Annotated in this window: 25 protein-coding genes and 2 pseudogenes; 13 read left to right on the forward strand and 14 right to left on the reverse strand. The window is 70.7% G+C overall.

Annotated features, from left to right (window positions below; genetic code table 11):
- Nucleotides 1-180: 180 nt before the first annotated feature.
- Nucleotides 181-732 carry an RsiG family protein gene (locus ITI46_RS05680; RefSeq protein WP_209238274.1) on the reverse strand — a complete coding sequence of 184 codons (552 nt, stop codon included), beginning with the start codon at nucleotides 730-732 and terminating at the stop codon, nucleotides 181-183.
- 152 nt (nucleotides 733-884) lie between these two features.
- Between ITI46_RS05680 and dtd the strand changes: the two genes are divergently transcribed.
- Nucleotides 885-1,310 (forward strand): D-aminoacyl-tRNA deacylase, encoded by a 426-nt coding sequence (gene dtd / locus ITI46_RS05685; protein WP_209238275.1) that lies wholly within the window; start codon nucleotides 885-887, stop codon nucleotides 1,308-1,310.
- Between the two features lie 37 nt (nucleotides 1,311-1,347).
- Here dtd and ygfZ read toward each other — a convergent pair whose 3' ends face one another.
- The 12 genes and pseudogenes from ygfZ to ITI46_RS05745 form a co-directional block, all read right to left on the reverse strand.
- A complete protein-coding gene (gene ygfZ / locus ITI46_RS05690) occupies nucleotides 1,348-2,361 on the reverse strand; it encodes a CAF17-like 4Fe-4S cluster assembly/insertion protein YgfZ (RefSeq protein ID WP_209238276.1) in 1,014 nt (337 codons plus the stop codon).
- A 19-nt stretch (nucleotides 2,362-2,380) separates the two neighbouring features.
- Nucleotides 2,381-2,878, reverse strand: a complete 498-nt coding sequence (locus ITI46_RS05695; protein WP_209238277.1) for a Fur family transcriptional regulator — start codon at nucleotides 2,876-2,878, stop codon at nucleotides 2,381-2,383.
- Between the two features lie 28 nt (nucleotides 2,879-2,906).
- A pseudogene (locus ITI46_RS05700) lies at nucleotides 2,907-3,686 on the reverse strand (RNA-guided endonuclease InsQ/TnpB family protein); the annotation flags it as partial.
- An 88-nt stretch (nucleotides 3,687-3,774) separates the two neighbouring features.
- Nucleotides 3,775-4,593 (reverse strand): LAETG motif-containing sortase-dependent surface protein, encoded by an 819-nt coding sequence (locus ITI46_RS35715; protein WP_209238278.1) that lies wholly within the window; start codon nucleotides 4,591-4,593, stop codon nucleotides 3,775-3,777.
- A 384-nt stretch (nucleotides 4,594-4,977) separates the two neighbouring features.
- Nucleotides 4,978-5,541 (reverse strand): heme-binding beta-barrel domain-containing protein, encoded by a 564-nt coding sequence (locus tag ITI46_RS05710; RefSeq protein WP_209238279.1) that lies wholly within the window; start codon nucleotides 5,539-5,541, stop codon nucleotides 4,978-4,980.
- A 261-nt stretch (nucleotides 5,542-5,802) separates the two neighbouring features.
- Nucleotides 5,803-6,171, reverse strand: a complete 369-nt coding sequence (locus tag ITI46_RS05715) for a DsrE family protein (RefSeq protein ID WP_209238280.1) — start codon at nucleotides 6,169-6,171, stop codon at nucleotides 5,803-5,805.
- 77 nt (nucleotides 6,172-6,248) lie between these two features.
- Nucleotides 6,249-6,536: a DUF1416 domain-containing protein gene (locus ITI46_RS05720; protein ID WP_209238281.1), complete on the reverse strand. Its 288-nt coding sequence runs from the start codon at nucleotides 6,534-6,536 to the stop codon at nucleotides 6,249-6,251.
- Between the two features lie 38 nt (nucleotides 6,537-6,574).
- Nucleotides 6,575-7,411: a sulfurtransferase gene (locus ITI46_RS05725; protein ID WP_209238282.1), complete on the reverse strand. Its 837-nt coding sequence runs from the start codon at nucleotides 7,409-7,411 to the stop codon at nucleotides 6,575-6,577.
- Nucleotides 7,412-7,969: 558 nt separating this feature from the next.
- Nucleotides 7,970-8,686, reverse strand: a complete 717-nt coding sequence (locus tag ITI46_RS05730; RefSeq protein WP_209238283.1) for an LmeA family phospholipid-binding protein — start codon at nucleotides 8,684-8,686, stop codon at nucleotides 7,970-7,972.
- Nucleotides 8,687-8,805: 119 nt separating this feature from the next.
- Nucleotides 8,806-10,068 (reverse strand): hypothetical protein, encoded by a 1,263-nt coding sequence (locus ITI46_RS05735; protein WP_209238284.1) that lies wholly within the window; start codon nucleotides 10,066-10,068, stop codon nucleotides 8,806-8,808.
- Entirely contained in the window at nucleotides 10,065-10,331 is a 267-nt protein-coding gene (locus ITI46_RS05740) for a MoaD/ThiS family protein (RefSeq protein WP_209238285.1), read from the reverse strand. The genes ITI46_RS05735 and ITI46_RS05740 overlap by 4 nt, the downstream gene beginning before the upstream one ends.
- Nucleotides 10,332-10,344: 13 nt before the next feature.
- Nucleotides 10,345-11,316, reverse strand: coding sequence for an alpha/beta hydrolase family protein (locus ITI46_RS05745; protein WP_209238286.1), 972 nt, complete (start codon nucleotides 11,314-11,316; stop codon nucleotides 10,345-10,347).
- Between the two features lie 385 nt (nucleotides 11,317-11,701).
- Between ITI46_RS05745 and ITI46_RS05750 the strand changes: the two genes are divergently transcribed.
- The 7 genes from ITI46_RS05750 to ITI46_RS05780 all read left to right on the forward strand — a co-directional run bounded on the left by ITI46_RS05750 (nucleotide 11,702) and on the right by ITI46_RS05780 (nucleotide 18,845).
- Nucleotides 11,702-12,478 carry a winged helix-turn-helix transcriptional regulator gene (locus tag ITI46_RS05750; RefSeq protein ID WP_209238287.1) on the forward strand — a complete coding sequence of 259 codons (777 nt, stop codon included), beginning with the start codon at nucleotides 11,702-11,704 and terminating at the stop codon, nucleotides 12,476-12,478.
- A gap of 195 nt (nucleotides 12,479-12,673) precedes the next feature.
- Complete coding sequence (locus ITI46_RS05755; protein WP_209238288.1) at nucleotides 12,674-13,732, forward strand: LacI family DNA-binding transcriptional regulator; 1,059 nt, start codon at nucleotides 12,674-12,676, stop codon at nucleotides 13,730-13,732.
- Between the two features lie 69 nt (nucleotides 13,733-13,801).
- On the forward strand, nucleotides 13,802-14,851 hold the full coding sequence (locus ITI46_RS05760) for a S1C family serine protease (protein WP_209238289.1): 1,050 nt from the start codon (nucleotides 13,802-13,804) through the stop codon (nucleotides 14,849-14,851).
- Nucleotides 14,852-14,888: 37 nt separating this feature from the next.
- Entirely contained in the window at nucleotides 14,889-15,617 is a 729-nt protein-coding gene (locus ITI46_RS05765; RefSeq protein ID WP_209238290.1) for a response regulator transcription factor, read from the forward strand.
- Nucleotides 15,618-15,673: 56 nt separating this feature from the next.
- Nucleotides 15,674-17,089 carry a HAMP domain-containing sensor histidine kinase gene (locus tag ITI46_RS05770; RefSeq protein WP_209238300.1) on the forward strand — a complete coding sequence of 472 codons (1,416 nt, stop codon included), beginning with the start codon at nucleotides 15,674-15,676 and terminating at the stop codon, nucleotides 17,087-17,089.
- A gap of 58 nt (nucleotides 17,090-17,147) precedes the next feature.
- Complete coding sequence (mshD, locus tag ITI46_RS05775) at nucleotides 17,148-18,047, forward strand: mycothiol synthase (protein WP_209238291.1); 900 nt, start codon at nucleotides 17,148-17,150, stop codon at nucleotides 18,045-18,047.
- A 102-nt stretch (nucleotides 18,048-18,149) separates the two neighbouring features.
- Nucleotides 18,150-18,845 (forward strand): ester cyclase, encoded by a 696-nt coding sequence (locus ITI46_RS05780; RefSeq protein WP_209238292.1) that lies wholly within the window; start codon nucleotides 18,150-18,152, stop codon nucleotides 18,843-18,845.
- Between the two features lie 229 nt (nucleotides 18,846-19,074).
- On the opposite strand, the gene ITI46_RS05785 is transcribed toward ITI46_RS05780, so the two are convergent.
- Nucleotides 19,075-19,632 carry a hypothetical protein gene (locus ITI46_RS05785; RefSeq protein ID WP_209238293.1) on the reverse strand — a complete coding sequence of 186 codons (558 nt, stop codon included), beginning with the start codon at nucleotides 19,630-19,632 and terminating at the stop codon, nucleotides 19,075-19,077.
- A 268-nt stretch (nucleotides 19,633-19,900) separates the two neighbouring features.
- Here ITI46_RS05785 and ITI46_RS05790 point away from each other — a divergent pair, with 268 nt between their 5' ends.
- The 5 genes and pseudogenes from ITI46_RS05790 to ITI46_RS05810 all read left to right on the forward strand — a co-directional run.
- On the forward strand, nucleotides 19,901-21,088 hold the full coding sequence (locus ITI46_RS05790) for a helix-turn-helix domain-containing protein (protein ID WP_209238294.1): 1,188 nt from the start codon (nucleotides 19,901-19,903) through the stop codon (nucleotides 21,086-21,088).
- Nucleotides 21,085-21,615: a flavoprotein gene (locus ITI46_RS05795; protein WP_209238295.1), complete on the forward strand. Its 531-nt coding sequence runs from the start codon at nucleotides 21,085-21,087 to the stop codon at nucleotides 21,613-21,615. The genes ITI46_RS05790 and ITI46_RS05795 overlap by 4 nt, the downstream gene beginning before the upstream one ends.
- Before the next feature lie 11 nt (nucleotides 21,616-21,626).
- Nucleotides 21,627-22,115 carry a hypothetical protein gene (locus ITI46_RS05800; protein ID WP_209238296.1) on the forward strand — a complete coding sequence of 163 codons (489 nt, stop codon included), beginning with the start codon at nucleotides 21,627-21,629 and terminating at the stop codon, nucleotides 22,113-22,115.
- A 309-nt stretch (nucleotides 22,116-22,424) separates the two neighbouring features.
- The gene (locus ITI46_RS05805) at nucleotides 22,425-24,635 is read left to right on the forward strand and encodes an RNA degradosome polyphosphate kinase (RefSeq protein WP_247745521.1); all 2,211 of its coding nucleotides are present in this window, start codon (nucleotides 22,425-22,427) and stop codon (nucleotides 24,633-24,635) included.
- A gap of 117 nt (nucleotides 24,636-24,752) precedes the next feature.
- Nucleotides 24,753-24,949 (forward strand): annotated as a pseudogene (locus ITI46_RS05810) (CHAD domain-containing protein); the annotation flags it as partial.

Below are 24,949 nucleotides of genomic sequence, written 5' to 3' on the forward strand. Positions count from 1 at the left end.
TTCCAGTGGTGTACGCCGCATGACGGCATGCGGGGCAGTCGGGTTATGTGACCCTTCACGGTAACCGGACCGCCCGTACCGCAGAAGGGACGCCCCTCCCGCTGCCCCTCCCGCTGCCATCCCGCTGCCTCTTCCGCCGCGGACCTGCCCGCGCCCGGCCGCGCCTGCCGACGCCCCCGCCTACGGCAGCAGGTCGTCCACCTGTGCCTCGCCCTCCCGATAACGGCGGGCGATCTCCGTACTGCACTCGTCGGCGGTGCGCTGGAGCGACTGGCGGCGCCGGGAGACCTGTTGCTCGTAGCGGACGAGCCTCGCCATCGCGTCGTGCAGCTCGCCGTCCGTACGGGCCTTCAGATCGCTCAGCTCCACCTCGGCCAGCATCTCCTCGGCCAGGGCGCGGTACTCCTCGCTGCGCGGTGCGGCGAGCGTCACATGCCGGGCCGAGGAACGGTGGCTGGGCGGGTCGTCGGCGAGGATCTGCGGCAGCAGATCCAGCAGCGGCGAGCCGGCCGAGCTGCGCCGGGCCAGTTCGGCACGGAGGATGTCGATACGCCCCTGGAGCAGTCTGCGCACATAGCTCAGATCCGCCTCGTCCTGCTGCGCCGAGCCGCGCAGGGCCCGCAGTTCGCGCAGGCACAGCGCGTGCAGATCCGGCTGCTCCGGCTCACGCAGCGCCTCCAGGGCCCCGGACTGCCGCGGCGTCCGAGGCCGGCCCGCTCCGGTTGTGCTCATGGGCTTGTGTCCCCTCATCCCCATTGCGCGGTACCTGCTGAACGCACCGCGTGTGCGCATCGTGCCACTCTGTGCCCCTTGTTCGCAGCGCTCCTCACCCGCCGTTCGGCGGCTGTGCGACCCGCCGGCCGGCGGCACGGCATCATGGCGGCATGCGAGCAGTGGTGCAGAGAGTGGACGGCGCGAGCGTCACCGTGGACGGCGAGACCGTTGGTCGGATAGTCGGCGAGGGCCTGTGCGTGCTGGTCGGAGTCACGCACGACGACACGAAGGAGAAGGCGGCGCAGCTCGCGCGGAAGCTGTGGTCGGTGCGGATCCTGCACGAGGAGAAGTCGTGTTCGGACATCGGTGCGCCGCTACTGGTGATCAGTCAGTTCACTCTCTACGGTGACGCGCGCAAGGGCAGACGCCCCACCTGGAACGGCGCCGCGCCCGGCGATGTCGCCGAGCCCTTGGTCGACGAGGTGGTCGCCCAGCTGCGGGCGCTGGGCGCCACCGTCGCCACCGGTGCCTTCGGCGCCGACATGAAGGTGTCGCTGACCAACGACGGCCCCTTCACGGTGCTGCTGGAGGTGTGAGGCCCCTCTCCGGGGCCCCACTGAAACCGTCACCGGTTCAGGGGGTGACGACAATCTCCTGTGCCGCGGCGGTCGCGTCCGGGCCGACGATCAGCTGCGCGTCGGGATCGACGTTCCGCTTCACCAGCGCCAGCGCGATCGGCCCCAGTTCGTGGTGGCGGGCCGAGGTGGTGACGAAGCCGATCTGCCGCCCCTCCAGGCCCGCGGCGGCGAGCCGTACGGCGTCGCCGTGCACCGGGAGCCGCACCTCGCTCCCGTCGAGGTGCAGGAAGACCAGCCGGCGCGGCGGCTTCCCCAGGTTGTGGACACGCGCCACGGTCTCCTGGCCGCGGTAGCAGCCCTTCTCCAGGTGCACGGCCGAGCCGATCCAGCCCACCTCGTGCGGGATGGTCCGGTGGTCGGTCTCCATCCCCAGGCGCGGCCGCCGCTCCTCGACCCGCAGCGCCTCGTAGGCCAGCACCCCGACGGCCGGCCCGTGCGAGGCGGCGAAGTCCCTCAGCTCGCCGCGCGGCAGGAACAGATCGCGCCCGTAGGAGGTCTCCCGTACGGCCAGGACGCCGGCCGGCACCTCGGCGATGGAGCCGGCCGGCAGGTGCACGACGGCGACGTCCGGCGTCCGGTCGGCGATCTCGACGCGGTAGAAGAACCGCATGCTCTCCAGGTAGGAGATCAGCTCGCCCTGCTTGCCCGGCTCGGTGTGCATCCACACCGTCGCCCCGTCGTCCACCAGCTGGAGCGCCTGCTCGATGTGCCCGTTGGCGGAGAGGATCAGCGCCTCGGTGGCCTGGCCCGGCGGAAGCTGCTCGACGTGCTGGGTGAGCAGCAGATGCAGCCAGGAGAGCCGGTCCTGGCCCGAGACGGTGACCACACCGCGGTGCGAGAGGTCCACGAAGCCGGTGCCGTCGGCGAGGGCGCGCTGTTCCTTGAACAGGTCGCCGTAGTGGGCCGCGACGCCCTCGTCGGGGGCTTCGGCCGCCACCGCGCCGGGGAGGGACAGCAGAGGGCTGGGGGCGGGAGCCGCGGCGCTGTTGCTCGAACTGCTGGAGGACATACGCCCAGCCTACGACGGGCTAGGAGGCGCTTTCGGGCTTGCCGCCCCGGCCGCCACTGGCGGCCTTGCCGCCCGCACCGGCCTCGCCGCCGTCCGCGTCCTTCGCGGCGCACTTCGCGCACTGGCCGAAGATCGCGAAGTGCTTCATGTCCGTCTCGAAGCCGAAGCGCTCCCGCAGGGCCGCGGTGAACGGCTCGGCGACGGACAGCTCGGCCTCGATCACATCGGTGCAGTCCCGGCAGACCAGGTGCATGTGGTGGTGCCGGTCGGCCAGGTGGTAGGTGGGCGCGCCGTGCCCCAGGTGCGCGTGGGAGACCAGCCCCAGCTCCTCCAGGAGCTCCAGCGTGCGGTAGACCGTCGAGATGTTGACGCTGCCGGCCGTGCGGCGGACCTCGGCGAGGATGTCGTCGGGGGTGGAGTGCTCCAGCTTGTCCACGGCCTCCAGCACGAGCTGGCGCTGCGGAGTGAGCCGGTATCCGCGCGCCCGAAGGTCGCTCTGCCAGTCGGTGGTAGCCACGCCGTCCAGTTTGACATCCCTCGCCTACCTAAAGGAGGGCGAGCCCCGCCTGCTGCCCGGTTGCCGGGTGCTGCTTCGGGTGGGTTCCTGTTTCCTTGCGCTGTGCCGGGACGAGCCCCGGTCTTACCTGCGCTCAGCAGGCTGTCACGGCCAGTCCGGCCGCCTTGGCGACGTTGACCGCCGCGTTGATGTCCCGGTCCAGGACGGTCCGACATTCTCGGCACGTCCAGGTACGGACGTGGAGGGGTTTGGGGCCGTCCTTTACGCCGCAGGCCGAGCAGACCCGTGAGGTCGGCTCGAACCTGCCGATGCGCACGAAAGTGCGCCCGTACCGGCTGGCCTTGTATTCGAGCATGGTCACGAACTGTGACCAGCCGGCATCGTGTACAGACTTGGCCAGACGCGTACGGGTGAGCCCCTTGACCGCCAGGTCCTCCACCGCGACGGCTTGGTTCTCGCGGATCAGCTTGGTGGAGAGCTGGTGGTGGTGCTCGCGGCGCGCGTCGGCCACCCGCGCGTGAGCGCTGGCGACGCGGATCCGGGCCTTGTTCCGGTTGGCGCTGCCCTTCTCCTTGCGGGAGAGGGCACGCTGAGCTTTCTTGAGCTGCTTCTCGGCCCGGCGCAAAAAGCGGGGGCTGTCGATCTTTGTTCCGTCGGACAGGACCGCGAAGTGTCCCAGGCCCAGGTCTATGCCGACCTGGGGCGTGACGGAGGGGCCGGTCTCGACTACGAACGACGCAAAGTAGCGGCCCGCACTGTCCTTGATCACGGTCACCGTGGACGGGGTGGACGGCAGGGTGCGGGACCAGGTCTGGGCCGAAGGCCTGGCGTACAAACGGCGCGGGTCCAGGTGCCCCCGTGGCACCCGGACCCGCTGTACCGGAAGGAGCCGATGATCAGCTCTGGCCGGCCTTCTTCCGCTTGGCCAGGAACAGGGCGGCGCCACCGATCACGACCAGGGCACCCGCACCGCCGACGAGCAGCGGGGTGTTGGAGTTGCCACCGGTCTCGGCGAGGTCGCCGTCCTTGCCGCTGTCGCCCTTGTCGGAACCGCCGTTGGGCGCCGGGGTGTTGGCGTCGGAGGCGTCGTCGCTGGGCTTCGACGGCTTGCTGGTGGGCTTCTGAGAGGGCTCCGAGGGCTTGCTGGTGGGCTTCTCGGTCGGCTTCTCAGTGGGCTTCTGGGTCGGCTTGTCGGGGTCCCAGTCCGGAGCGTCGACCGAGTAGTTCATGGTCTTGGTGTTGTTGCTCGGGTCCGGGTCCGGCTTGTCGCCCTTGATGCTGGTGCGCAGCGTCTGCTTCTTGCCGGAGATGTAGCCCGGGACGTCGACCTTCTCGATCTCGTCGCCGTCGCCCGCCAGGTCGACCGTGACGACGACCTGCTTCTCCGTGACGGACTTGACGGTGAAGTTGTGCTTGTCGTTCGAGGCGTCCTCGTCGAACGTCGGCTTCTTCTTGGTGTCGAAGTGGATGTTCTTGACTGCGGTCACCGTGAGGGTGGCCTTGGTGGCCTCGGGGCCGTAGCTGCCCAGGTTGATCCCGAAGCCGCCCCTGACCTCGCCAGTGCCCTTGTTGTACAGGAAGCCGGTCGCGGCGCCCGAGTTGAGGTCGGCGCCGCCGGCCGCGAACGCACTGCCTGCGGTGGCGAACTGAGTGACCGCCAGCCCGCCGACCAGCGCGACGGTGGCGGCTGCGGAAGTGATGCGAGAACGATTCACAGAAGAGCCTTTTCCCCGTTAGGGCAGCCGAGCGCAGCGGCGAGCGGGCGCGGGAAACGCGCAACTCGGCCTCACCGGCGCTCGTGCCGGTGAATGGATTAACGCCATTCTTATCACTCGGGGGCACGCATTAGCTCGTCGACGCAGGGTGACAAGCGGAGAGCCCAGCGTGTGCAAACCCGCTCTGACCTGCGGTTTTGTCGCGTTCTCAGCGCAAAAAAAGAGTTCCCGAACCGCGCATGAACAAGGCGCTATTTCACAGCTTTCACATTCGTGACACCGTCGAGACGTCCGATGACTTGTCAGTTCCGCTCGCGACGGGGTTTGTTCAGCAAACAACAATCGGCAGGCGGGCAGCTGTCCGTGGGCAGCTGCCCGAAAGCGTCAGCGGAAAAAGGCGATTCCGTCGTCGGGAAGATCCACGACGTCCTTGGCCCATTCCTTGGGGTCGACGACCTTCTTCAAGTGCGCCGACATGTAGGGCCGCAGCGGCACTTCGGGCGTGGCCTTCTCGCCCACCCACATCAGATCGCCGTTGACGTAGCCGTACAGCCGCTTGCCCCCGCTGTACTCACCAGCGGCGGCGGTCCTGGCCACCGCGTCGGTCGCCAGATCGATCTGCGGCTTCTTCTCGGCCAGCTCGCCGTACCAGACCTCCGCGATGCCCTGGTCCCGGATCATGACGACCTCGACCTTGCGGTCGCTGTCGATCCGCCAGTAGCCCGTCTCGGTCTCCAGGGGGCGGACCTTCTTGCCCTCCGCGTCCAGCTCCCAGGAGTGTGAGACGTACTCCAGGAAGTCACGGCCGTCGTGGGTGAAGGTGACCTCCTGCCCGAAGTTGCACTTGTCCTGTCCCTCGAACTCCGCCACTCCCGCACCGGTCCAGTTGCCGAGGAGGAAGGCGAGGGGGACGAGGTCCGGGTGGAGGTCGGACGGAATCTCGATCATGGAGCTGGTCGATCCCTAGCTGTGGCGGGGGCGGCGAGCGCTCAGCGCTGGCCCTGGTAGAGCTTCTTGAAGGTCAGCCCGGCGAAGGCCACGGTGCCGACGCAGACCAGGACCATCAGGGCGGTGAAGAATGCCTCAAGCACGGGGTGGCTCTCCTTGCGCGGTGTTCGGTGACCCGGCCGAGTCTAGTCGTGGTCGCGGAGTGCGGCCCTCCGAGGGGCCCTCAGTGGACGGTGGGGCCCTCTGTGGATGGTGGGCCCCTCAGTAGACGAGCGCCTGCACGCCCTCGGGCATGATCTCGCTCACGAAGAGCTGGGCGCCCGCGATCCGGACCCCCTCGATCACGTCCTTCTCCTCGATGCCCCGGCGGGCCGCGCACTGGGCGCACAGAGTGATCCGGCCGCTCGCCTGCACCGCGGCCATCAGATCGGGCAGCGGCGCCGCGTGCGGCAGCTCGAACTCCGCCGCGCGGCCCGGGAGGGCGAACCAGGCGGACTCGCCGGTCAGCCACAGGCTGACTTCGGTGCCGCTGGCCGCCGCGACGGAGGCGACCGTGAACGCCTGCGAACACCTCTCGGGTGCGTCCGCGCCCGCGGTGACCTTGATGACGAGCTTGCTGCGCGATGCCATACGTCCAGCATATGGGGGCTCCGTCCCTGGGCCCCGGCGCCGGGACCCAGGGACGGAGCCCCCGGGGAAGAGCTGGGTCAGACCGCGATGGTGACCTCGGCCAGGCCGCCGTTCTGGGCGACCACGGTGCGGTCGGCGGTACCGCCGGGCACCAGCGCGCGGACCGTCCAGGTGCCCTCGGCGGCGTAGAAGCGGAACTGGCCGGTGGCGGAGGTCGGGACCTCCGCGGTGAACTCGCCGGTCGAGTCCAGCAGCCGCACGTAACCGGTGACGGGCTCGCCGTCACGGGTCACATTGCCCTGGATGGTGGTCTCGCCCGGCTTGATGGTGGAGGCGTCGGGGCCGCCGGTCTGTGCTCCGCACATGAGAGGTGTTCCGTCCTTTCGGGAGGTGCCGCGAGGGGTCAGTTGGAGCCCAGCTCGACGGGCACGCCGACGAGGGAGCCGTACTCGGTCCAGGAGCCGTCGTAGTTCTTGACGTTCTGCTGGCCCAGGAGCTCGTGCAGTACGAACCAGGTGTGCGCGGAGCGCTCACCGATGCGGCAGTAGGCGATGGTGTCCTTGCCCAGGTCGACGCCCTCGGCCTCGTACAGCTCCTTGAGCTCGTCGTCGGACTTGAAGGTGCCGTCGTCGTTGGCCGACTTCGACCAGGGGATGTTGCGCGCGCTGGGCACGTGGCCCGGACGCTGCGACTGCTCCTGCGGCAGGTGCGCGGGGGCCAGCAGCTTGCCGCTGAACTCGTCGGGGGAGCGGACGTCCACCAGGTTCTTGGCGCCGATGGCGTCGACGACCTCGTCGCGGAAGGCGCGGATGGAGGTGTCCTGCGGCTTGGCCTGGTACTGGGTGGCCGGGCGCTCGGGGACCTCGGCGACCAGGTCGCGGGAGTCCAGCTCCCACTTCTTGCGGCCGCCGTCGAGGAGCTTGACGTCCTGGTGGCCGTAGAGCTTGAAGTACCAGTAGGCGTAGGAGGCGAACCAGTTGTTGTTGCCGCCGTAGAGCACGACCGTGTCGTCGTTGGCGATGCCCTTGGCGGACAGGAGCTTCTCGAAGCCCTCCTGGTCCACGAAGTCACGGCGCACCGGGTCCTGGAGGTCCTGCTTCCAGTCGATGCGGATCGCGTTCTTGATGTGGTTCTTGTCGTAGGCCGAGGTGTCCTCGTCGACCTCGACGAGCACCACCTTCGGGTCGTCGATGTGGGCCTCGACCCAGTCTGCGTCGACCAGAACGTCGCTGCGGCTCATGCTGTCTCTCCTCGTGAGGTGGGTGGATGCGGCGGAGGGCGAACTGGGGTGCGCGCACGCGGCGGCGCCGATACGGTCGGGCGCACGGCGGAGTGCGGCCGTGCGCGGCGGTGCGCGGGGAGACGTACGCGGAAAACTGCTCTGCGGCGCGCTGCGAATGCCGGAGGCGCTGGGCGCGGGGGCGCTGCGGCACCGGCGGAACGCGCGGACGGTCAGCGGGTCAGCGGGAGCCGCGACAGAGCATGGCGGCGATGCGGCACAGGTCCACTGCCCGGCGCTTCGTGAGGTCCGCCTGTCGCTTCATGAGCTCGATCGTAAGGACGACTGCGGGGCCCTGTCACCGCCGATCCGCCATATGAGACGCGATCGTCCACCATGCGGGAAGCGATCGCTTGGAGGGGGGCCGCTCCCGGTGCCTGTGAGCCCGGCTGTCTCGGATACCGGACCACTGATCTCGCGCCGGTTGCGCCCCGTAAGGGGCGCGGGGAACTGCGCGACCAGCCAGAACGAACCCGCAGACTGCAACGAACAGTCAGGGGCAGCCCGTGCCCAGCAATCTCAGCCGGCCAGGTTCACATGGGTGCCCGCCATGGAGACGTCCACGCCACCCTTCGTGGCCACCACCTTCTCCAGCTTCAGCCCCTCCGGCAGCTGATCGATCTGCCGCTCGAAGTCGATCTTCTTACGGATCGCCTTCTCGACGCCGGGCACCTTCGACCCGGGTACCGAATCCGCATGCAACCGCACCGTGTCCCCACCCGACACACTGACGGTGCTGTAGACGCTGCGCTCGACGGCGCGGCCCACCAGCGGGAGGGCGACGCTGGCGGTGACCTTCACCTGGTCCTTGCCGGAAGTGCTCTTGCCGCCGTAGCTGACCCGCACACCCTCGTCCGCTGCGTTGGACAGATCGGCGTAGGAGAGGTGCACGGTTCCGGTGGCCCGGTCGGCGACGGCCGAGCTGTAGTTGTCCGCCAGCTTCACATCCTCGGCCTCCATGGAGACCTTGCTCAGCCGCACCTGGCGGCCCTGTGCCGTGGCGGTCACGCCGTCGACCTCGACGGTCACCTTGTCCAGGTCCTTGGCGGCGATCTGGGTCAGAAAGGGGAAACCCCCGATGGACACGGACGGATCGCCGGACGAGGCCGAGCCCAGCTGGCCCTTCAGCTTCTTGGCCACCTCGTCCTCAGCGAGGTTCACCGCGATGCGGTCGGCCGCCACGAAGAGCCCGGCGAGTACCACCAGGATCACAAGCCCTATGCGTAGTGCGCGCATCGTGTCCGTATCCCCCCAGAATCGCTGCCCACAAGTCGGCTGGCTAGCTGCGAGCGTAACCCGCGGGGAGCTCCGTCAGGCCGGGGGCTGCTGTGGCGGCTGAGGTTGGTGGGGCGTTGTTACATCACGGTACGGCCCAGCAGATAGAGGGCGGGGGTGGCCAGTGTGAGGGGGAGGGCGACGCCCGCCGTCATGTGCACGAACCGGGAGGGCCAGTCGTAGCTGGCCACCCGCAGACCGAGCAGCGCGCACACGCCGGCCCCCAGGCCGAGCTGCGCGGCGGGCACCGGGTCCACCCCGTTCAGCTGGCCCGTCCCGGCTCCGGCCGCCGCCGCGGCGGCGAGCGCGAGCAGGACCGAGAGCGGCGCGGGAAGCGGTACGGCGCGTGCCAGAGCGCCCACCGCGACGGCTGCGGCTCCCACCGTGACGGCCTCGGGCTCGGTCGCGAGCAGCCCGCCGGCCAGTACCGTCAGGCCGGTGGCGGCGAAGCCCGCGGTGAGCGCGTAGAGGCGCTCGTCGGGGCTGGAGTTGTTGCGCAACTGCAGCACGAGGGAGAGGACGCACCAGACACCGGCTGCGCCGAGCAGCACCGTGGGCGCGTTGTCCTTGCCGTCCGTGAGCAGCAGCCCGGCGTCGGCCGTCAGCCCCGCCACGAACGCGAGGGCGATGCCCTGCCGGGCCGGCCACATCCCGTTGAGCCGGTACCAGCCGGCCGCCGTCAGCGCCTGGAGCAGCACCAGCGCACCGGCGAGCGCCCACTGCCCCAGCGGCGCCGCCCCCGCGAGCAGCGCAGCCAGCACCGTGGTGACGGCAGCGGGCCGGAACCCGGGCGCGATGATCGGCGAGCCGGTGCGGGGCCGCGTTCCCGGTGCGGGGGCGGCGGCCGCCTGTGGGGGCGGTGGTGCGGCGTCGTACGGCTGGGGTTGCTGTTGCGCGTACGGCTCGGGCTGCGGCTGAGACTGAGGCTGAGGGGATGCGTAGGGCTGCTGAGGCTGGGCGTGCGGCTGAGGGGATGCGTACGGCTGGGGCTGGGGCATCGGCTGTGGCTGGGAGTGGTCTTCCGGCGGCAGGGGGCCGGGCGCCCCGTACCCGGCCGGTCCGGTGGGCTCGGGGAGGGGCTGGTGCGCGGTCTGGGCCCCGTTGGGGAGCATGCCGGTGCCCTCCCACGAGCTCCCGTACGCGGGCTGCGTGGCCTGGGGGTGAGGGGGCACGTCGGCGCGGGTCACCTCGTACGTGACGTCGTACGCCGAGTCGTACGTCCCGTCGTACACCTCGTACGCGCCCTCGTACCCAGGCAGCGGCCCGCCCTCGGGCTGCGGGAGGGGGCGGCCGTACTCGTCGTACGCGCCGCGGTAGGGGTCCTCGTACCGGCCGTCGTTCATCGGGCGCCGCCTGCGAAGGGGGGAAGGACCTCGACGGTGCCGCCGTCGTGGAGCCGGACGGTCTCGTGGGCGCGGGTGCCGACCGGGTCGCCGTCCACCAGGAAGGAGCAGCGCAGCAGTACGCGGGCGAACTCGGGCTGCTCCGCGTGTGTCTCGCGGGCGCGCTGGAGCGCGTCCGCCAGGGTGCCGGCGTCGTACGGCTCCTCGGCGGTGCCTGCCGCGGCCTTCGCCGCCGCCCAGTAGCGGATCGTGCCGCTGGCCATGGTGGAGTCCCTCTCAGCCGTCGGTGCCCTCTGTGGCGCCCTGTTGGTCGCGGCTTACATGATGCGGCCTCGCGGCGGGTGCTTGTAGCCGGGTGGCGGCCCAGTCGCCGATCCGGTCCAGCAGCGCGGGTGCCGCGGCGTTCTCCGCGTGTCCGAAACCGGGCACCAGCCACAGCTCGGACGCTTCGGGGTCCGCCGCCTCGGCCAGCGCGAGGGGGTGGTCGAGCGGGAAGAACGGGTCCTGGTCGCCGTGGACGACCAGCAGCGGTACCGGGGCGATCAGCGGGGCCGCGGCGACGGGGGAGAGGGGCACCGGGTCCCAGTCCCGGTGGTGGACGCGGGTGCGCAGGCCGTAGCGCGAGAAGAGCCGGCCGGCCGGATGCTGGATCATCCGGTGCAGCCACCGCATCGGCGCGGTGCCGCGGTAGTACCAGCGGGCGGCTGCGCTGACGGCGACCACGGCGTCGGCGTACGCGTCCTCCTGTGCGTCTCCCCGCTCTCCACGGTCGTGCGCGCCGCCCGGGGAGAGCGGGTACGCGACCGTGCGCCCCCTGTGCATCACCGGATCGGGTGTTGACGATGCGTGACCGCCTCCGTGCTCCGCGCGGTACAGCGCCCCGTGCCGCAGGACCACCGAGCCGCCCATCGAGAAGCCGACGGTCGCCACCCGGCGGTGCCCGAACGAACGCGCCCACGCCACGGCCGCCGCCAGGTCCAGCACCTCACGGTCGCCCAGCGTCGAGCGCCCGCCCGAGCGGCCGTGGCCCCGGAAGGAGAAGGTCACCACGGCCCCGTACGCGGTGAAGGCGGCAGCGGCGCGGCGCAGCGCCGGCCGGTCCCGGGAGCCGGTGAAGCCGTGCGCCAGCACGATCGCCCCCGGGTCCCCGGCCGCGTCGGTGCCGGTGGGCCGGCCCGCACGAGGCTCGTACCGGGCCTCGATCCGCACCCCGTCCACCGTCCGCAACTCCGCCCGAACCGCCCCCATGGCAATACTCTCCGTAACAGTCTGCTGGTGATCGCGAGCGACGTCACATGCCGCTCGGCCCCTCGTGCGGGTATTCTGCTTTGCAAGCAGGATCCGGGCAGCGTCGCCCCCGGGTCCTTTTGTGCTTTCTGGGGGCCGGGGCCGGTGGGACAGGCCGCGGCCCGGCCCTCGGGCAGTGCCGTACGAAGCAGTGCCGCCATATTTCCCCCGGGCGACCGTCCCGGGTGGCGCCCCCGGCGCAGGGCGCCAGGAGGGAACTCGACGTCATGGGCAAGCGAACCGTGCAGAACCGAGACCGGAACCGAGGCCGTCCGAAAGCGCACCAACCACGTGCCGCGTGGGTCCGCCCCGCGCGGGTCCGCTCCGCGGGGGAGGGTGTCACCGCATGAGTTCACTGCTGCTCCTCACCAACGCACTCCAGCCCTCCTCCGAGGTGCTGCCGGCGCTGGGGCTGCTCCTGCACAACGTGCGCGTCGCCCCCGCCGAGGGGCCCGCGCTGGTGGACGCGCCGTCCGCCGACGTGATCCTCGTCGACGGCCGCCGCGACCTGCCGCAGGTGCGGTCGCTGTGCCAGCTGCTGCGTTCCACCGGGCCCGGCTGCCCGCTGATGCTGATCGTGACGGAGGGCGGGCTCGCCGCCGTCACGGCGGAGTGGGGCGTGGACGACGTACTGCTGGACACCGCGGGGCCCGCCGAGGTGGAGGCCCGGCTGCGGCTGGCCACCGGTCGCCGGCAGATCGCCGCCGACGACAGCCCGATGGAGATCCGCAACGGTGATCTGTCGGTGGACGAGGCCACCTACAGCGCGAAGCTGAAGGGCCGGGTCCTGGATCTGACCTTCAAGGAGTTCGAGCTGCTGAAGTTCCTCGCCCAGCACCCGGGGCGGGTCTTCACCCGCGCCCAGCTGCTGCAGGAGGTGTGGGGCTACGACTACTTCGGCGGCACCCGCACCGTGGACGTCCACGTGCGGCGGCTGCGGGCCAAGCTGGGGCCCGAGCACGAGGCGCTGATCGGGACCGTTCGGAATGTGGGCTACCGCTTCGTCTCGCCCGAGAAGGCGGCCGAGAAGAGCGAGGGCGCGGATTCTGCGGAGTCGTCCGTTGCGGATGAGGCGGAGCGCGTTGCGCGGGAGGCGGCGACTTCTGGGCGGGGCGGCGATTAGGGCTTGCCCCTCACCGCTGTTCCGATGAGGGGGTGCCCCTGGCCGTCGCTTGCGGGGTGCGGGTGAGTTGTGGTTGGGCGCGCCCACGCGGCGGAGCCGCACATTGAACGCAGCCCCGCGCCCCTTCGGGGCGCAGCCGCGAAGAGGGCATGCGGCAGGAATGGTCAGAGGGTTCATCCCGCGTAGACTCTCGGCGTGGCCAAGGTGACGCGGGACGACGTGGCGAGGGTGGCGGGGACCTCGACAGCCGTTGTCAGCTATGTGATCAACAACGGTCCCCGACCGGTCGCCCCGGCGACCAGGGAGCGGGTGCTCGCCGCCATCAAGGAGCTGGGGTACCGCCCCGACCGCGTGGCCCAGGCCATGGCGTCGCGGCGTACGGACCTCATAGGGCTGGTCGTGCCGGACGCGCGCCAGCCGTTCTTCGCGGAGATGGCGCACGCCGTCGAACGCGCGGCGGCCGAGCGGGAGAAGATGGTCCTGGTCGGCAACTCGGACTATCTGGACGACCGTGAGGTGCACTATCTGCGCGCCTTCCTCGGGATGCGCGTCTCCGGCCTCATCCTCATCAGCGCCGGGCCCAGCGAGCACGCGGCGGCGGAGATCGACGCGTGGGACGCCCGCGTCGTCCTGATGCACCGGCGGCCCGAGGCCATCGACGATGTCGCCGTCGTCCTCGACGACATCGGCGGCGCCCAGCTGGCGACCCGGCATCTGCTGGAGCACGGCCACGACTACGTCGCCTGTCTCGGCGGCATGGAGTCCACGCCGGAGCAGGGCGACCCCGTCACCGACCACATCGAGGGCTGGGCGCGCGCCATGCGGGAGGCGGGCAAGTCCGTCGAGGGCCGGCTCTTCCAGGCCCCGTACAACCGGTACGACACCTACCGGATCGCGCTGGACCTGTTGCAGCGCCCCGACCGGCCAACGGCGCTGTTCTGCGCGACCGACGACCAGGCCATCGGGGTGCTGCGGGCGGCCCGCGAGCTGGACATCGACGTGCCGGGCGAGCTGGCGGTGGCCGGGTTCGACGATGTGAAGGAGGCGGCGCTGACCGATCCGCCGCTGACGACGGTCGGCTCGGACCGCGAGGCCATGGCGAAGGCCGCCGTGGACCTGGTGCTGGACGACTCGCTGCGGATTCCCGGTACGCGCAACGGCGGCGTTCCCGGCAGCAAGGGCAGGGTACGGCAGTTCCCCTCCGGGCTGGTCATCCGGCGCTCGTGCGGCTGCGATCCGGCGCAGCCCCGATAGGCCGACAACTCGGGGGTTTCTCAGGGCCTCTTCAGGGAGCTCTCATATTGCGGGGCCACCCTCAGTGGCATGGAAAACTTCGGGCGGGAGAACCCGCAGCACCCGTATGACCAGCAGAACCCGCAGAGCCGGCAGGACCCGCAGAGCACGGCTTCCTTCGGTGCCGTACCGCCGCCGCCCGCCGGGCCGCCGTACGCCACGTTCCCCACTCAGCCCGGCCCCCCGGCGCGGCGCCGGATGCGGCGGCCCGCCGCGCTGCTGACCACTGTCGCCGTGGCCGCTGCGGTGATCGGCGGGGGCACCGCGTACGGGATGGAGCAGCTGCTCGGCGGTGGCAGCGGGGCGAGCGCGGCGGCGCCGGCCGCCAGCGGCAGCAACGCGACCGCCAAGGGCAGGGTCTCCCAGGTGGTGGAGAGCGTCCAGGACAGCGTGGTGGAGATCAAGGCGACCAGCGGTTCGGGGCAGGCGACAGGTTCCGGCGTCATCATCACCAAGGACGGCCAGATCGTCACCAACAACCACGTCGTCTCCGGCGCCGACACCGTGAAGGTCACCTTCAGCAGCGGCAGGACCGCACAGGCGAAGGTCGTGGGCACCGACGCGGACAAGGACCTGGCGCTGCTCAAGGTGGACGGGCAGGACGACCTCCAGCCCGCCGCGCTCGGCGACTCGGACGCGGTCGGGGTCGGCGACCAGGTCGTCGCGATCGGCTCGCCCGAAGGGCTGTCCGGGACCGTGACCAGCGGCATCGTCTCGGCCAAGGACCGCGAGGTGAAGGTGCCCAAGGAGGACGGCAACCAGAGCGAGCCGCAGGGCGGCCAGGGCGGCGACAGCTGGCCGTTCGAGTACGGCGGCGGCCAGTACAACGGCGGCGTCCAGGGCGAGACCACCACCTACAAGGCCATACAGACCGACGCCTCCCTCAACCCCGGCAACTCCGGTGGCCCGCTGTTCAACATGGCCGGGCAGGTCATCGGCATCAACTCGGCGATCTTCTCGTCCGGTTCCGGCGACGGGCAGGCGTCCCAGTCCAGTGCGGGCAGCGTCGGGCTCGGTTTCGCCATCCCGGTCAACGACGTGAAGCAGGACCTGGGCTCGCTGCGGGACGGCGGTGCATGACGCTCCCGCTGCCCGGGACGGTGCCAAGCTGGTGACCATGCCCTCCGAGACGCAGCCGAAGCAGACCATCCTCGTCGTCGACGACGAGCCCGCCGTCCGGGACGCACTCCGCCGCAGCCTCAGTTTCGAGGGGTACGAGGCGCAGCTGGCCGCCGACGGCGCCGAGGCGCTGGAGAAGGTCGCCGAACACGAGCCCGACCTGGTGGTGCTCGATGTGCTGATGCCCCGGATGGACGGGCTGACCGCCGCCCGGCGGCTGCGCGCGACCGGAGTGCGGGTGCCGATCCTGATGCTGACCGCGCGCGACACCGTCGGCGACCGCGTCACCGGGCTGGACGCGGGCGCCGACGACTACCTCGTCAAACCCTTCGAGCTGGACGAACTCCTCGCCCGCGTCCGGGCGCTGCTGCGGCGCAGCTCGTACGCGCGCGCCCAGGCGCAGGCCGAGGCGGCTCAGGAGCCGGAGACGCTGTCGTTCGCCGATCTGCGGATGGATCTGCGCACGCGCGAGGTCACCAGGGGCGAGCGCCAGGTCGAGCTGACGCGCACCGAGTACACGCTGCTGGAGATGTTCCTCGCCCACCCGCGGCAGGTGCTCACCCGGGAACAGATCCTCAAGGCCGTCTGGGGCTTCGACTTCGAGCCGTCGTCCAACTCGCTGGATGTGTATGTGATGTATCTGCGCCGCAAGACCGAGGCGGGCGGCGAACCGCGCCTGGTGCACACGGTGCGCGGCGTGGGCTATGTCCTCAGGGACGACACGTGACCTCTCCGCGCAGTGCGCTGTTCCGGCTGCGCAGGAAGGGTGCCCGGGCCGTCTCCATGCCGCTGCGCGGGCGGCTGGCGCTGCTGGCCGCGACGACGGTGGCGCTGGCGGTCGCCGCGTGCGCGCTGGCCTGCTGGTTTCTCGTACGGGCCCAGCTGCTCAACTCGCTGGACGACTCGCTGCGGGACAACTCCGTCTCGCCGGGCACCGTCGTCGACCGGGTGCAGTCAGGGCAGTGCACGCCGCCCGACCAGCCGGCGCCCAACCCGTTCGGGGCCACCGTGCAGGTGGTGGACACCTCGGGGCGCAGCTGCGTGATCGTCGGCCGGAAGCTGGATGTGACCGACTCCGACGTCGAGCTGGCCGGGCAGCGGCACGGCGAGTCCCTGCACACGGCACGCGCGGCCAACGGCACCGAATACCGGGTGCGCACCACCCCGGTGCCCGGCACCGGGCTCGCGGTGTCGGTGGCCCGGCCGATGGCGGAGATCCAGCAGTCGCTGCGCAACCTTGCGCTGATCCTCACCCTGGTCGGCGGGGCCGGCGTGCTGGGCGCGGCGGGCGCCGGTGTCGCGCTGGCCCGCGCGGGGCTGCGGCCCGTGGACCGGCTCACCGAGGCCGTCGAGCACATCGCGCGTACCGAGGATCTGGCGGTACGCATTCCGGCGGACGGCCACGACGAGATCGCCCGGCTGTCCCGCTCCTTCAACGCCATGACCGAGGCGCTGGCCTCCTCGCGCGAGCTCCAGCAGCAGCTGATCGCCGACGCGGGCCACGAACTGCGCACCCCGCTGACCTCGCTGCGCACCAACATCGATCTGCTGGTGCGCAGCGAGGAGACCGGGCGGGCGCTGCCCGAGGAAGACCGCAGGGAGCTGCTGTCGTCGGTGCAGGCACAGATGGCCGAGCTGGCGGAGCTGATCGGCGATCTCCAGGAGCTCTCCCGTCCACAGGCGATGCCGGACGACGCCGGGAGCTCCCAGGAGCCGGGCGGCGACCCCTCCCGCATGGGGGTCGTCGGGCTGCACGAGGTCGTCGAGCGCGCCGTCGAACGGGTGCGCCCGCGCGGGCCGCGGCTGACGCTGACGACCGACCTCGCCCCCTGGTACGTACGGGCCGAACCCGCGGCGCTGGAGCGGTCGGTGGTCAATCTGCTGGACAACGCGATCAAGTTCAGCCCCGAAGGCGGCACCGTGCGCACCGGACTGCGCGACGGCGTACTGACCGTACGGGACCAGGGCCCTGGCGTTCCCGACGACGAACTCCCGCACGTCTTCGACCGGTTCTGGCGCTCCCCCTCCGCGCGGAGCCTGCCCGGCTCGGGCCTCGGGCTGTCGATCGTCGCCCGTACGGTGCGGCAGAGCGGGGGCGAAGTGCGGCTCCAGCGGCCCGCGGACGGCGGCCCGGGGACCGAGGCGGTACTGCGGCTGCCGGGAGCCCCCACGCCGCCGCCGGCCGAGTCGCCCGGCTGAGCGCCTTCGTGGACGGGGGCGGTCCTGCTCGGCCGCGTTCGGCCGTAGGGTCGTTCCCATGAGTGACGTGGATGTTGTGGACGAGGTGTCCGCTGAGGTCGTACGAGAGGTCCAGGCGCTGATCGACGCCGCCGCGCGGGAGGACGGTCAGCCCGCCGTCTCCGAGCAGGGCCGGCTCCAACTGCGCGGGGGCGCGCGTGAGGGCGTACGCCATCTGCTGCTGCGCGACGGCGACGGGGTGCTGGCCGGTTATGCGCAACTGGAGGACACCGACCCGGTGGAGGCACCCGCCGGGGAGCTCGTCGTCGCACCCACACGCCGCGGCAACGGCTTCGGCAGGCGGCTCGGCCAGGTACTGCTGGAGCAGTCCGGGCGGCGGCTGCGGGTCTGGGCACACGGCGGCCACCCGGCGGCCCGGCACCTGGCCCAGAGCCTGGGCATGACCCTCTTCCGGGAGCTGCGGCAGCTGCGGCGCCCGCTCGCGGGGCTCGACCTCGCCGAGCCGTCACTGCCTGAGGGGGTGACGGTCCGCACCTTCCGCCCCGGCCAGGACGACGCCGCGTGGCTGGCCCTCAACGCCGCCGCCTTCGCCCACCACCCCGAGCAGGGCAACCTCACCCAGCGCGACCTGGACGACCGCAAGGCGGAGCCCTGGTTCGACCCGGTCGGCTTCTTCCTCGCCGAACGCCACGGCCAACTCGTCGGCTTCCACTGGACCAAGGTGCACTCGGCCGAGGGGCTGGGCGAGGTCTACGTCCTCGGCGTCAGCCCCGAGGCCCAGGGCAGCGGCCTCGGCAAGGCCCTCACCACCATCGGCCTGCGTTACCTCGCCGACGAACGCGGTCTGCCGACCGCCATGCTCTACGTCGACGCCGACAACACCGCAGCCGTCCGCGTCTACGAGGGCCTCGGCTTCCGTACTCACGAGACGGATCTGATGTACCGCACGGAGACCTGAGAGCCGCCGGGAGCGGCACCGGAAGCGAGGGTGCAGCGCCACCGTCTATCCTGAAAGCGACTGATTTGTCCATATGTGCCACTCGCTGTACCGGAGGCACTCATGACGTTCGTCCAGTTCATCGACTGCAAGACCGAAAACGTCGAGCAACTCGACCGGCTGATGGACGACTGGGTCGAGGCGACCCAGGGCAAGCGGACCGCCACGCACTCGATGGTCGGGCAGGACCGTTCGGACTCCACCCACGTCGTCGAGATCGTGGAGTTCCCGTCCTATGAGGAGGCGATGAAGAACTCCCAGCTGCCCGAGACCGACCGCATCTTCCAGGAACTGGTCGCTGTCTGCGAAGAGACGCCGACCTTCACGGACCTCGACGTCGTACGCGACGACCAGCTCAACAAGCTCGTCGTCAGCCGTTTCTTCGAAGAGGTCATCAACGCGAACAACCTCGATGCCGCCGACGGGCTGTGCACCAGCGACTACCGGGAGCACGACCCGGGTCTCTCCTCCTACGACCTGGACCTCGCTCAGGCCAAACAGGAGAACAGCGAGATCATCGCGGCCTTCAACCCCCGGATCACCGTGGAGAGCCTGATCGCCGAGGGAGACCTGGTGGCCTGTCGGATGACCTACCAGGGCCGGCACACCGGCACCTACAAGGGGCTGGAGCCCACTGGCCGGGAGTTCGCCGGTACCGCGCACGCCACGTTCCGCTGCCAAGGCGGCAAGATCGCCGAGGCCTGGTGGAACTGGGACGACCTCGGGGTGCTGCGGCAGCTGGGCGCCGTGGAGGTCTGACGCACGCCTTGCCCGGGGGCACGCGAAGCCCCCCCGGGGCAGCGTGTCGCGAGCGGAGCGAAAAGGCGAAACCGCAACCGGGCAGGGCAGCAGGCGGCCTCCCCGTAACCACTACGTACCGACTGGTCGGTTCCTGAAAGGGGCCTCGCGACGGTGGCGGCACGGAGCCCATCCCACCGTCGTCAACCGTTAAAGGCAGCCGTCGAGACGGTCCAGTCGGGGGCGGGGGTCAGTTGCTCTCCGTGCGCCGTCGGCAGATGGCATCAACGGCCTCGGGAATCTCCTCGGGATCCGCGGGCAGCCCCGCACACACCCCACAGCGCAGCTCCTCCCGCCCAGGCCCGGACCCACGCTCATAGCTGCGCACCTGAAGGCAGCGATCGGTCCCACAGACCGCACATCGATACGGAGCGGGCGGCAACACCCCGGTCCGGCCAGCGACCACCAGCCGCACCGCCGCTTCCATCTGAACCTCCGACGCAATCCACGCCAACTGCCCGACCGGCAACCGGAACGACGCGTCCGCGAGGGTCGATGCCCTGTGCCAGACAGCAGCCTCCTGCACCGCCCAAACGGCCACACGGCTGGCGTCATGGGTGGCCCGATGCCGCACCTCGGCATGGCGAGCGCGCCAGGCAAGGCGGGTGAGAGCGGCGGCCCGCTGCTCCCCATCAGCGCCATCCCACGTGCCACGCAGAAACTCACTCCCCAGCACACCCTCGACCCCGACACCCTCAACCCACTCAGCCAGCAGCCGAAGCAACGCCAACTCCCGCTTCTCAGCCACCGGCCACCCCCGGCCGAGCGCAGCAACGGGCCCGGATCACCGTGGTCCCGTCCTCCTCAGTGCTGACCAGCCTGATCGGCTTGCCACAGTTGCGGCAGGTGCCGTATGGGCCGTTGGGAGCCTCTTCCTTGAGATAGGCGCCTCGCGGCATTGGTGCGCCCTCAATTCTCACCGCAACTCCTTCGCTACGTTCCGTATGCACGCGCACCGTAGGGCGGGTACAAAAGGAATGAGCACGCAAAGTGCGTGCTTTGTAGGGGAGTTCTCCATGGAGACTGGAATCGGCCGACGCATCGCCTACTGGCGCGAGCGGCGCGGTCTCACTCAGGCGGACTTCGGGCGCCTCATGGGACAGTCGCGCCGCTGGGTGCAAGACCTGGAGGGCGGGCAACGGCAAACCGACCCCCGCCTGTCCGTTCTGAAACGGGCTGCCGACATCCTGCACATCCCCTTGGAACGACTCGTGACCGACCTCGCGTCTGCAACACCGGGCCAGCCCCTCCCTTCCGACGTGGCCGCGCTGGTCGACGCCCTGCACACACCCACCCGCGCCGGCCAAGTCGTTGCCATAGAAGATCTCAAGCGCCGCGTCATGTTCTGCTGCCAGGCGTGGGCCTCATGCCACTACACGGCCGCCGCCCGGGACCTTCCTGCCGTACTCGCCGATGCCCACGGAACCGCTGCTGCCAGCGAAGAAGCTGCGGCACTGCTGTCCCGCGCCTACCAACTGACCGCGAGCCTGCTGTTCAAATACGGAGTCCTCGCGCGCACTCCCGCCGTACTCGCCGCAGAACGAGCCCTGACCGCAGCCGAGGCTTCCGGCGATCCTGTGGCAATCGGCGCCGCTGCTCGGCGAGTTGCCCGCGGCCTGATCCACCAAGGACGGCACGCTGCCGCAGCCGACTATGCGGCCACGACTGCCGCCACGCTGCGACCCGACCTTGAAAGCGCCGGTATTGCTGGGCTGTCCACACTAGGCATGCTTTACCTTGTCGCCGCAGTGGGTGCCACCGGCGGAGGCCGGTCCTCGGAGTCCGTCGCCGCTGCAACCGAACTACTCGACGAGGCCGGTGAAGTAGCCGACCAGCAAGGTGAGGAGAGCGGGGACTTCACCAGCTTCGGCCCGACCAACGTAGCGATTCACGAGGTGGATGTGCTGCTGCGGCTGGATGATGCCTGGTCCGCGGTCGAGGCCGCGCAGCGGATCGGCCCTGCGGCAGTGTTCGGGTTGGGGCGTGAGCGACAGGCTCGGCACCTCATCACGACTGCGCGCGCTTCGGCGTTGACCCGGCGGCGGGAGGAGGCAATTCGGGACTTGCTGAAGGCTGAGCGGCTGGCGCCGCAGGAGGTTGCGCGTCCGTCCGTTGTGCGCCTGGTCGGGCAACTGCTGGAGCTGGTGCCATCTCCCGGACCGGAGTTGCGCGGTCTCGCGCAACGATGTGGACTCCCCGCATGACGCAGCCCGTGCTCTACCTGATCGCCTGTGCGGCAGGGCCTGCCCAGCACATCGATGACGGCGTTCGCGCCGCGCAAGCTGCCGGGTGGGACACCTGCCTCATCCTCTCGCCAACGGCTGCAACGTGGTGGGAGCCGCGGCGTGCTGAGCTGGAGGCATTGACCGGGCATCCGGTGCGCCACCGGTATACCCTCCCAGGCGAATCGAGCGGCCTGCCCAAGGCGGACGCGATGCTGGTCGCACCGTTGACGACGACGAGTGCGTGCAAGTGGGCAGCCGGAATCACCGACACAGTCGCGCTGGGGATCCCTGCGGAGGCCGTACACCTGGGCGTGCCGGTGACAGCAGCACCGTTCTGGTCGACGGCCCTGGGGGCGCAGCCCGCCGTGGAGCGCGCCGTGGCGACACTGCGCGAGCAGGGCGTGCGGGTGGTGTTCGCTCCGGGAGAGCCGCATCAGCCGAAGCAGGGGGATGGCGCGGCCTTCCCGTGGGGACAGCTGCTCCGCAGTCTGCCGGCCAACTCATGAGGGACCTGCCCATGACCACCCTCGCAGTCACAGGGCACATGGATCTCACCGACGCCACGGTCCCGCTGGTCCGCGATGTGCTGGACAAGCTCCTGGCCGACTACGAGCCGGCCGAACTGGTCGGTGTCTCGTGCATCGCGAAAGGCTCGGACTCCTTGTTCGCCGAGGCTGTGCTGGCGGCGAGGGGCCGCCTCGTCGTCGTGCTGCCCTCCCGCGACTACCGCGAAGCAAAGGTGAAACCCGAGCACGCGGCCACCTTCGACCGTCTCCGCGCGGCAGCCTCGGACGTGCTGGTGATGCCGTACGCGACCGCGAACCGGACGGCGTACGAAGCCGCCAACGCAGAGCTGCTGCGCCGGGCTGACCGGCTGGTGGCCGTCTGGGACGGGCAACCGCCCTCCGGAAAGGGCGGCGGCACCGCAGACACAGTGCAGCAAGCACAGGCGGAAGGGCTGAGCGTCACCGTGATCTGGCCGCAGGGGGCTGCACGGAAGGGCTGAGGCCACAGGCACCCTGGGCAGCAGACCCTGGTGATCAGGGGTGTCAACTGGCCGACCGGCTCACGAGGAAGATCACGAATCCGTAGGCCGAGAGATCATCTCGGCGAAGCCGTACAGCTACGGCACCCAGCCCGTGCGTGGGCGGCCGGCCGCGGCGGGAGATCCACCGTCACCCCGGCCCGCAACCGGTGGCACCCCGCGATGCCATGTCGGCGTAACCATTGATTCAAACTCTCGTGCGAGCCTCCTGGAATGGCCCGGTCCTCCCTGGCAGAGAGCCTTGCAGCGCAGAGCATCGACAATGGCGGTATGACCGACCCCGGCAAAGTCACCAGCAACGTCCTCGGGGCGAGCCCCGACCTTGGCCTGGACCCGGACCTCGACTCCGACGCCGATGTGTACGAGGGAGGCCGGGACCTCCCGGGCGGTGAGCCGGCGGCGGAGGAGCTGCCGCCGGACCGGTTCCTGGACCGGGAGCGCAGCTGGCTGGCCTTCAACGAGCGCGTGCTCGAACTCGCCGAGGACCCCGGGACGCCGCTCCTGGAACGGGCCAACTTCCTGGCGATCTTCGCGGGCAATCTGGACGAGTTCTTCATGGTCCGCGTCGCGGGTCTCAAGCGCCGGATAGCGACCGGCGTGGCGACCCGCAGCGCCTCCGGGCTGCAGCCGCGTGAGGTGCTGGAGGGCATCTGGAACCGTTCCCGGGAGCTCATGGCCCGGCACGCCGCCTGCTACCAGCAGCACATCGCCCCGGCGCTGGCCGCCGAGGGGCTGCATCTGATCCGCTGGGCCGAGCTCACCGAGGCGGAGCAGGCCCGGCTGTTCACCCTCTTCCGGCGGCAGATCTACCCGGTGCTCACCCCGCTCGCGGTGGACCCGGCCCACCCGTTCCCGTACATCTCCGGGCTCTCCCTCAACCTCGCGGTGGTCGTCCGCAACCCCGTCAGCGGGGCCAACCACTTCGCGCGGGTGAAGGTGCCGCCGCTGCTGCCGCGCTTCCTGGAGGCGTCGCCGCACCGCTACGTCCCGCTGGAGGACGTGATCGCCGCGCACCTGGAGGAGCTGTTCCCCGGCATGGAGGTGCTGGCGCACCACATGTTCCGGGTGACGCGGAACGAGGATCTGGAGGTCGAGGAGGACGACGCGGAGAACCTGCTCCAGGCCCTGGAGAAGGAGCTGATGCGGCGCCGCTTCGGTCCGCCCGTACGGCTGGAGGTGGAGGAGTCCATCGACCCGTACGTCCTCGAACTGCTGGTCCGCGAGCTGAAGGTGAGCGAGGCGGAGGTCTATCCGCTGCCGGGCCCGCTCGATCTGACGGGGCTGTCCGGAATCGCCTCGGCCATGGACCGGCCGGAGCTGAAGTACCCGAAGTTCGTCGCCGGCACCCACCGGGACCTCGCGGAGGTCGAGTCGGCGTCGGCACCGGACATCTTCGCGGCGCTGCGGCAGCGCGACGTACTGCTGCACCACCCCTACGACTCCTTCTCCACCTCCGTGCAGGCGTTCCTGGAGCAGGCGGCAGCCGACCCGGACGTACTGGCGATCAAGCAGACGCTGTACCGCACCTCCGGCGACTCGCCGATCGTGGACGCGCTGATCGACGCCGCCGAGTCCGGCAAGCAGGTGCTGGTGCTGGTGGAGATCAAGGCCCGCTTCGACGAGCAGGCCAACATCAAATGGGCGCGGAAGCTGGAGGAGGCCGGCTGCCACGTCGTCTACGGGCTGGTCGGGCTCAAGACGCACTGCAAGCTGTCGCTGGTGGTGCGGCAGGAGGGCGAGGTGCTGCGCCGGTACGCGCACGTGGGCACCGGCAACTACCACCCCAAGACGGCGCGGCTGTACGAGGACCTGGGGCTGCTGACCGCCGACCAGCAGGTGGGCGCCGACCTGTCCGACCTGTTCAACCGGCTCTCGGGCTACTCGCGGCGGGAGACCTACCGCCGGCTGCTGGTCGCCCCGCGCTCGCTGCGGGACGGGCTCGTCTCCCGCATCCAGAAGGAGATCACCCACCATCGCGCCGGACGCGAGGCGTTCATCCGGATCAAGGTCAACTCGATCGTGGACGAGACGGTGTGCGACGCCCTCTACCGCGCCTCCATGGCAGGCGTGCCGGTTCAGGTGTGGGTACGCGGAATCTGCGCGCTGCGTCCCGGGGTGCCGGGGCTGAGCGAGAACATCCAGGTGCGCAGCGTGCTGGGCCGGTTTCTGGAGCACTCCCGCGTCTTCTGCTTCGGCAACGGGGGCGAGCCCGAGGTGTGGCTGGGCAGCGCCGACATGATGCACCGCAACCTCGACCGGCGGATCGAGGCACTGGTGCGGGTCACCGACCCGGGCCACCGCGCCTCCCTCAACCGGCTGCTGGAGACCGGCATGTCGGACGGCACGGCCTCCTGGCACCTGGGCCCGGACGGCGAGTGGACGAGACACGCGCACGACGAGAACGGGCAGCGGCTGCGCAACGTCCAGGAAACGCTGATCGAGGGACGGCGGCGCAAACGTGGCCCGGTGGCGGCGACGTGACGTGCGCCGCCGCGCGGCTGTTGGGGGGCTGAGGTCGATGCAGCGACGTGTGTGCGGGTCGGCACGCACGCGCGGTACGCGAAACGCGCGCGCGGCGCGGAAGGGGACGTGAACGCGATGGGACGGAGCCGGGACGTGATCGCCGGGCCGGGGCACGGCATGCGCGAGCCGGCCCAGCCGGCCGGAACGGAGGCGGGCACGCCAGGGGGTACGGCGACAGATCCGGCCACGGAGGGGACGGCGCCGGGGGCGCCTGCGGGGAGCTCGGCTGCCGGTGTGGGGGCGAGTGGGCCTGCGGGGGGCGCGGCCGCGAG

It is taken from the genome of Streptomyces oryzae (genome assembly GCF_017676365.1).
GTDB classification, from domain to species: Bacteria; Actinomycetota; Actinomycetes; order Streptomycetales; family Streptomycetaceae; genus Streptomyces; species Streptomyces oryzae.

Excerpts from the sequence above, each read along its gene's own strand:
- ITI46_RS05680 (WP_209238274.1), bottom strand. The coding sequence starts at position 732 with ATGAGCACAACCGGAGCGGGCCGGCCTCGGACGCCGCGGCAGTCCGGG.
- dtd (WP_209238275.1), top strand. The coding sequence starts at position 885 with ATGCGAGCAGTGGTGCAGAGAGTGGACGGCGCGAGCGTCACCGTGGAC.
- ygfZ (WP_209238276.1), bottom strand. The coding sequence starts at position 2,361 with ATGTCCTCCAGCAGTTCGAGCAACAGCGCCGCGGCTCCCGCCCCCAGC.
- ITI46_RS05710 (WP_209238279.1), bottom strand. The coding sequence starts at position 5,541 with ATGATCGAGATTCCGTCCGACCTCCACCCGGACCTCGTCCCCCTCGCC.
- ITI46_RS05715 (WP_209238280.1), bottom strand. The coding sequence starts at position 6,171 with ATGGCATCGCGCAGCAAGCTCGTCATCAAGGTCACCGCGGGCGCGGAC.
- ITI46_RS05720 (WP_209238281.1), bottom strand. The coding sequence starts at position 6,536 with ATGTGCGGAGCACAGACCGGCGGCCCCGACGCCTCCACCATCAAGCCG.
- ITI46_RS05725 (WP_209238282.1), bottom strand. The coding sequence starts at position 7,411 with ATGAGCCGCAGCGACGTTCTGGTCGACGCAGACTGGGTCGAGGCCCAC.
- ITI46_RS05730 (WP_209238283.1), bottom strand. The coding sequence starts at position 8,686 with ATGCGCGCACTACGCATAGGGCTTGTGATCCTGGTGGTACTCGCCGGG.
- ITI46_RS05735 (WP_209238284.1), bottom strand. The coding sequence starts at position 10,068 with ATGAACGACGGCCGGTACGAGGACCCCTACCGCGGCGCGTACGACGAG.
- ITI46_RS05740 (WP_209238285.1), bottom strand. The coding sequence starts at position 10,331 with ATGGCCAGCGGCACGATCCGCTACTGGGCGGCGGCGAAGGCCGCGGCA.
- ITI46_RS05745 (WP_209238286.1), bottom strand. The coding sequence starts at position 11,316 with ATGGGGGCGGTTCGGGCGGAGTTGCGGACGGTGGACGGGGTGCGGATC.
- ITI46_RS05750 (WP_209238287.1), top strand. The coding sequence starts at position 11,702 with ATGAGTTCACTGCTGCTCCTCACCAACGCACTCCAGCCCTCCTCCGAG.
- ITI46_RS05760 (WP_209238289.1), top strand. The coding sequence starts at position 13,802 with ATGGAAAACTTCGGGCGGGAGAACCCGCAGCACCCGTATGACCAGCAG.
- ITI46_RS05765 (WP_209238290.1), top strand. The coding sequence starts at position 14,889 with ATGCCCTCCGAGACGCAGCCGAAGCAGACCATCCTCGTCGTCGACGAC.
- ITI46_RS05770 (WP_209238300.1), top strand. The coding sequence starts at position 15,674 with ATGCCGCTGCGCGGGCGGCTGGCGCTGCTGGCCGCGACGACGGTGGCG.
- mshD (WP_209238291.1), top strand. The coding sequence starts at position 17,148 with ATGAGTGACGTGGATGTTGTGGACGAGGTGTCCGCTGAGGTCGTACGA.
- ITI46_RS05780 (WP_209238292.1), top strand. The coding sequence starts at position 18,150 with ATGACGTTCGTCCAGTTCATCGACTGCAAGACCGAAAACGTCGAGCAA.
- ITI46_RS05790 (WP_209238294.1), top strand. The coding sequence starts at position 19,901 with ATGGAGACTGGAATCGGCCGACGCATCGCCTACTGGCGCGAGCGGCGC.
- ITI46_RS05795 (WP_209238295.1), top strand. The coding sequence starts at position 21,085 with ATGACGCAGCCCGTGCTCTACCTGATCGCCTGTGCGGCAGGGCCTGCC.
- ITI46_RS05800 (WP_209238296.1), top strand. The coding sequence starts at position 21,627 with ATGACCACCCTCGCAGTCACAGGGCACATGGATCTCACCGACGCCACG.
- ITI46_RS05805 (WP_247745521.1), top strand. The coding sequence starts at position 22,425 with ATGACCGACCCCGGCAAAGTCACCAGCAACGTCCTCGGGGCGAGCCCC.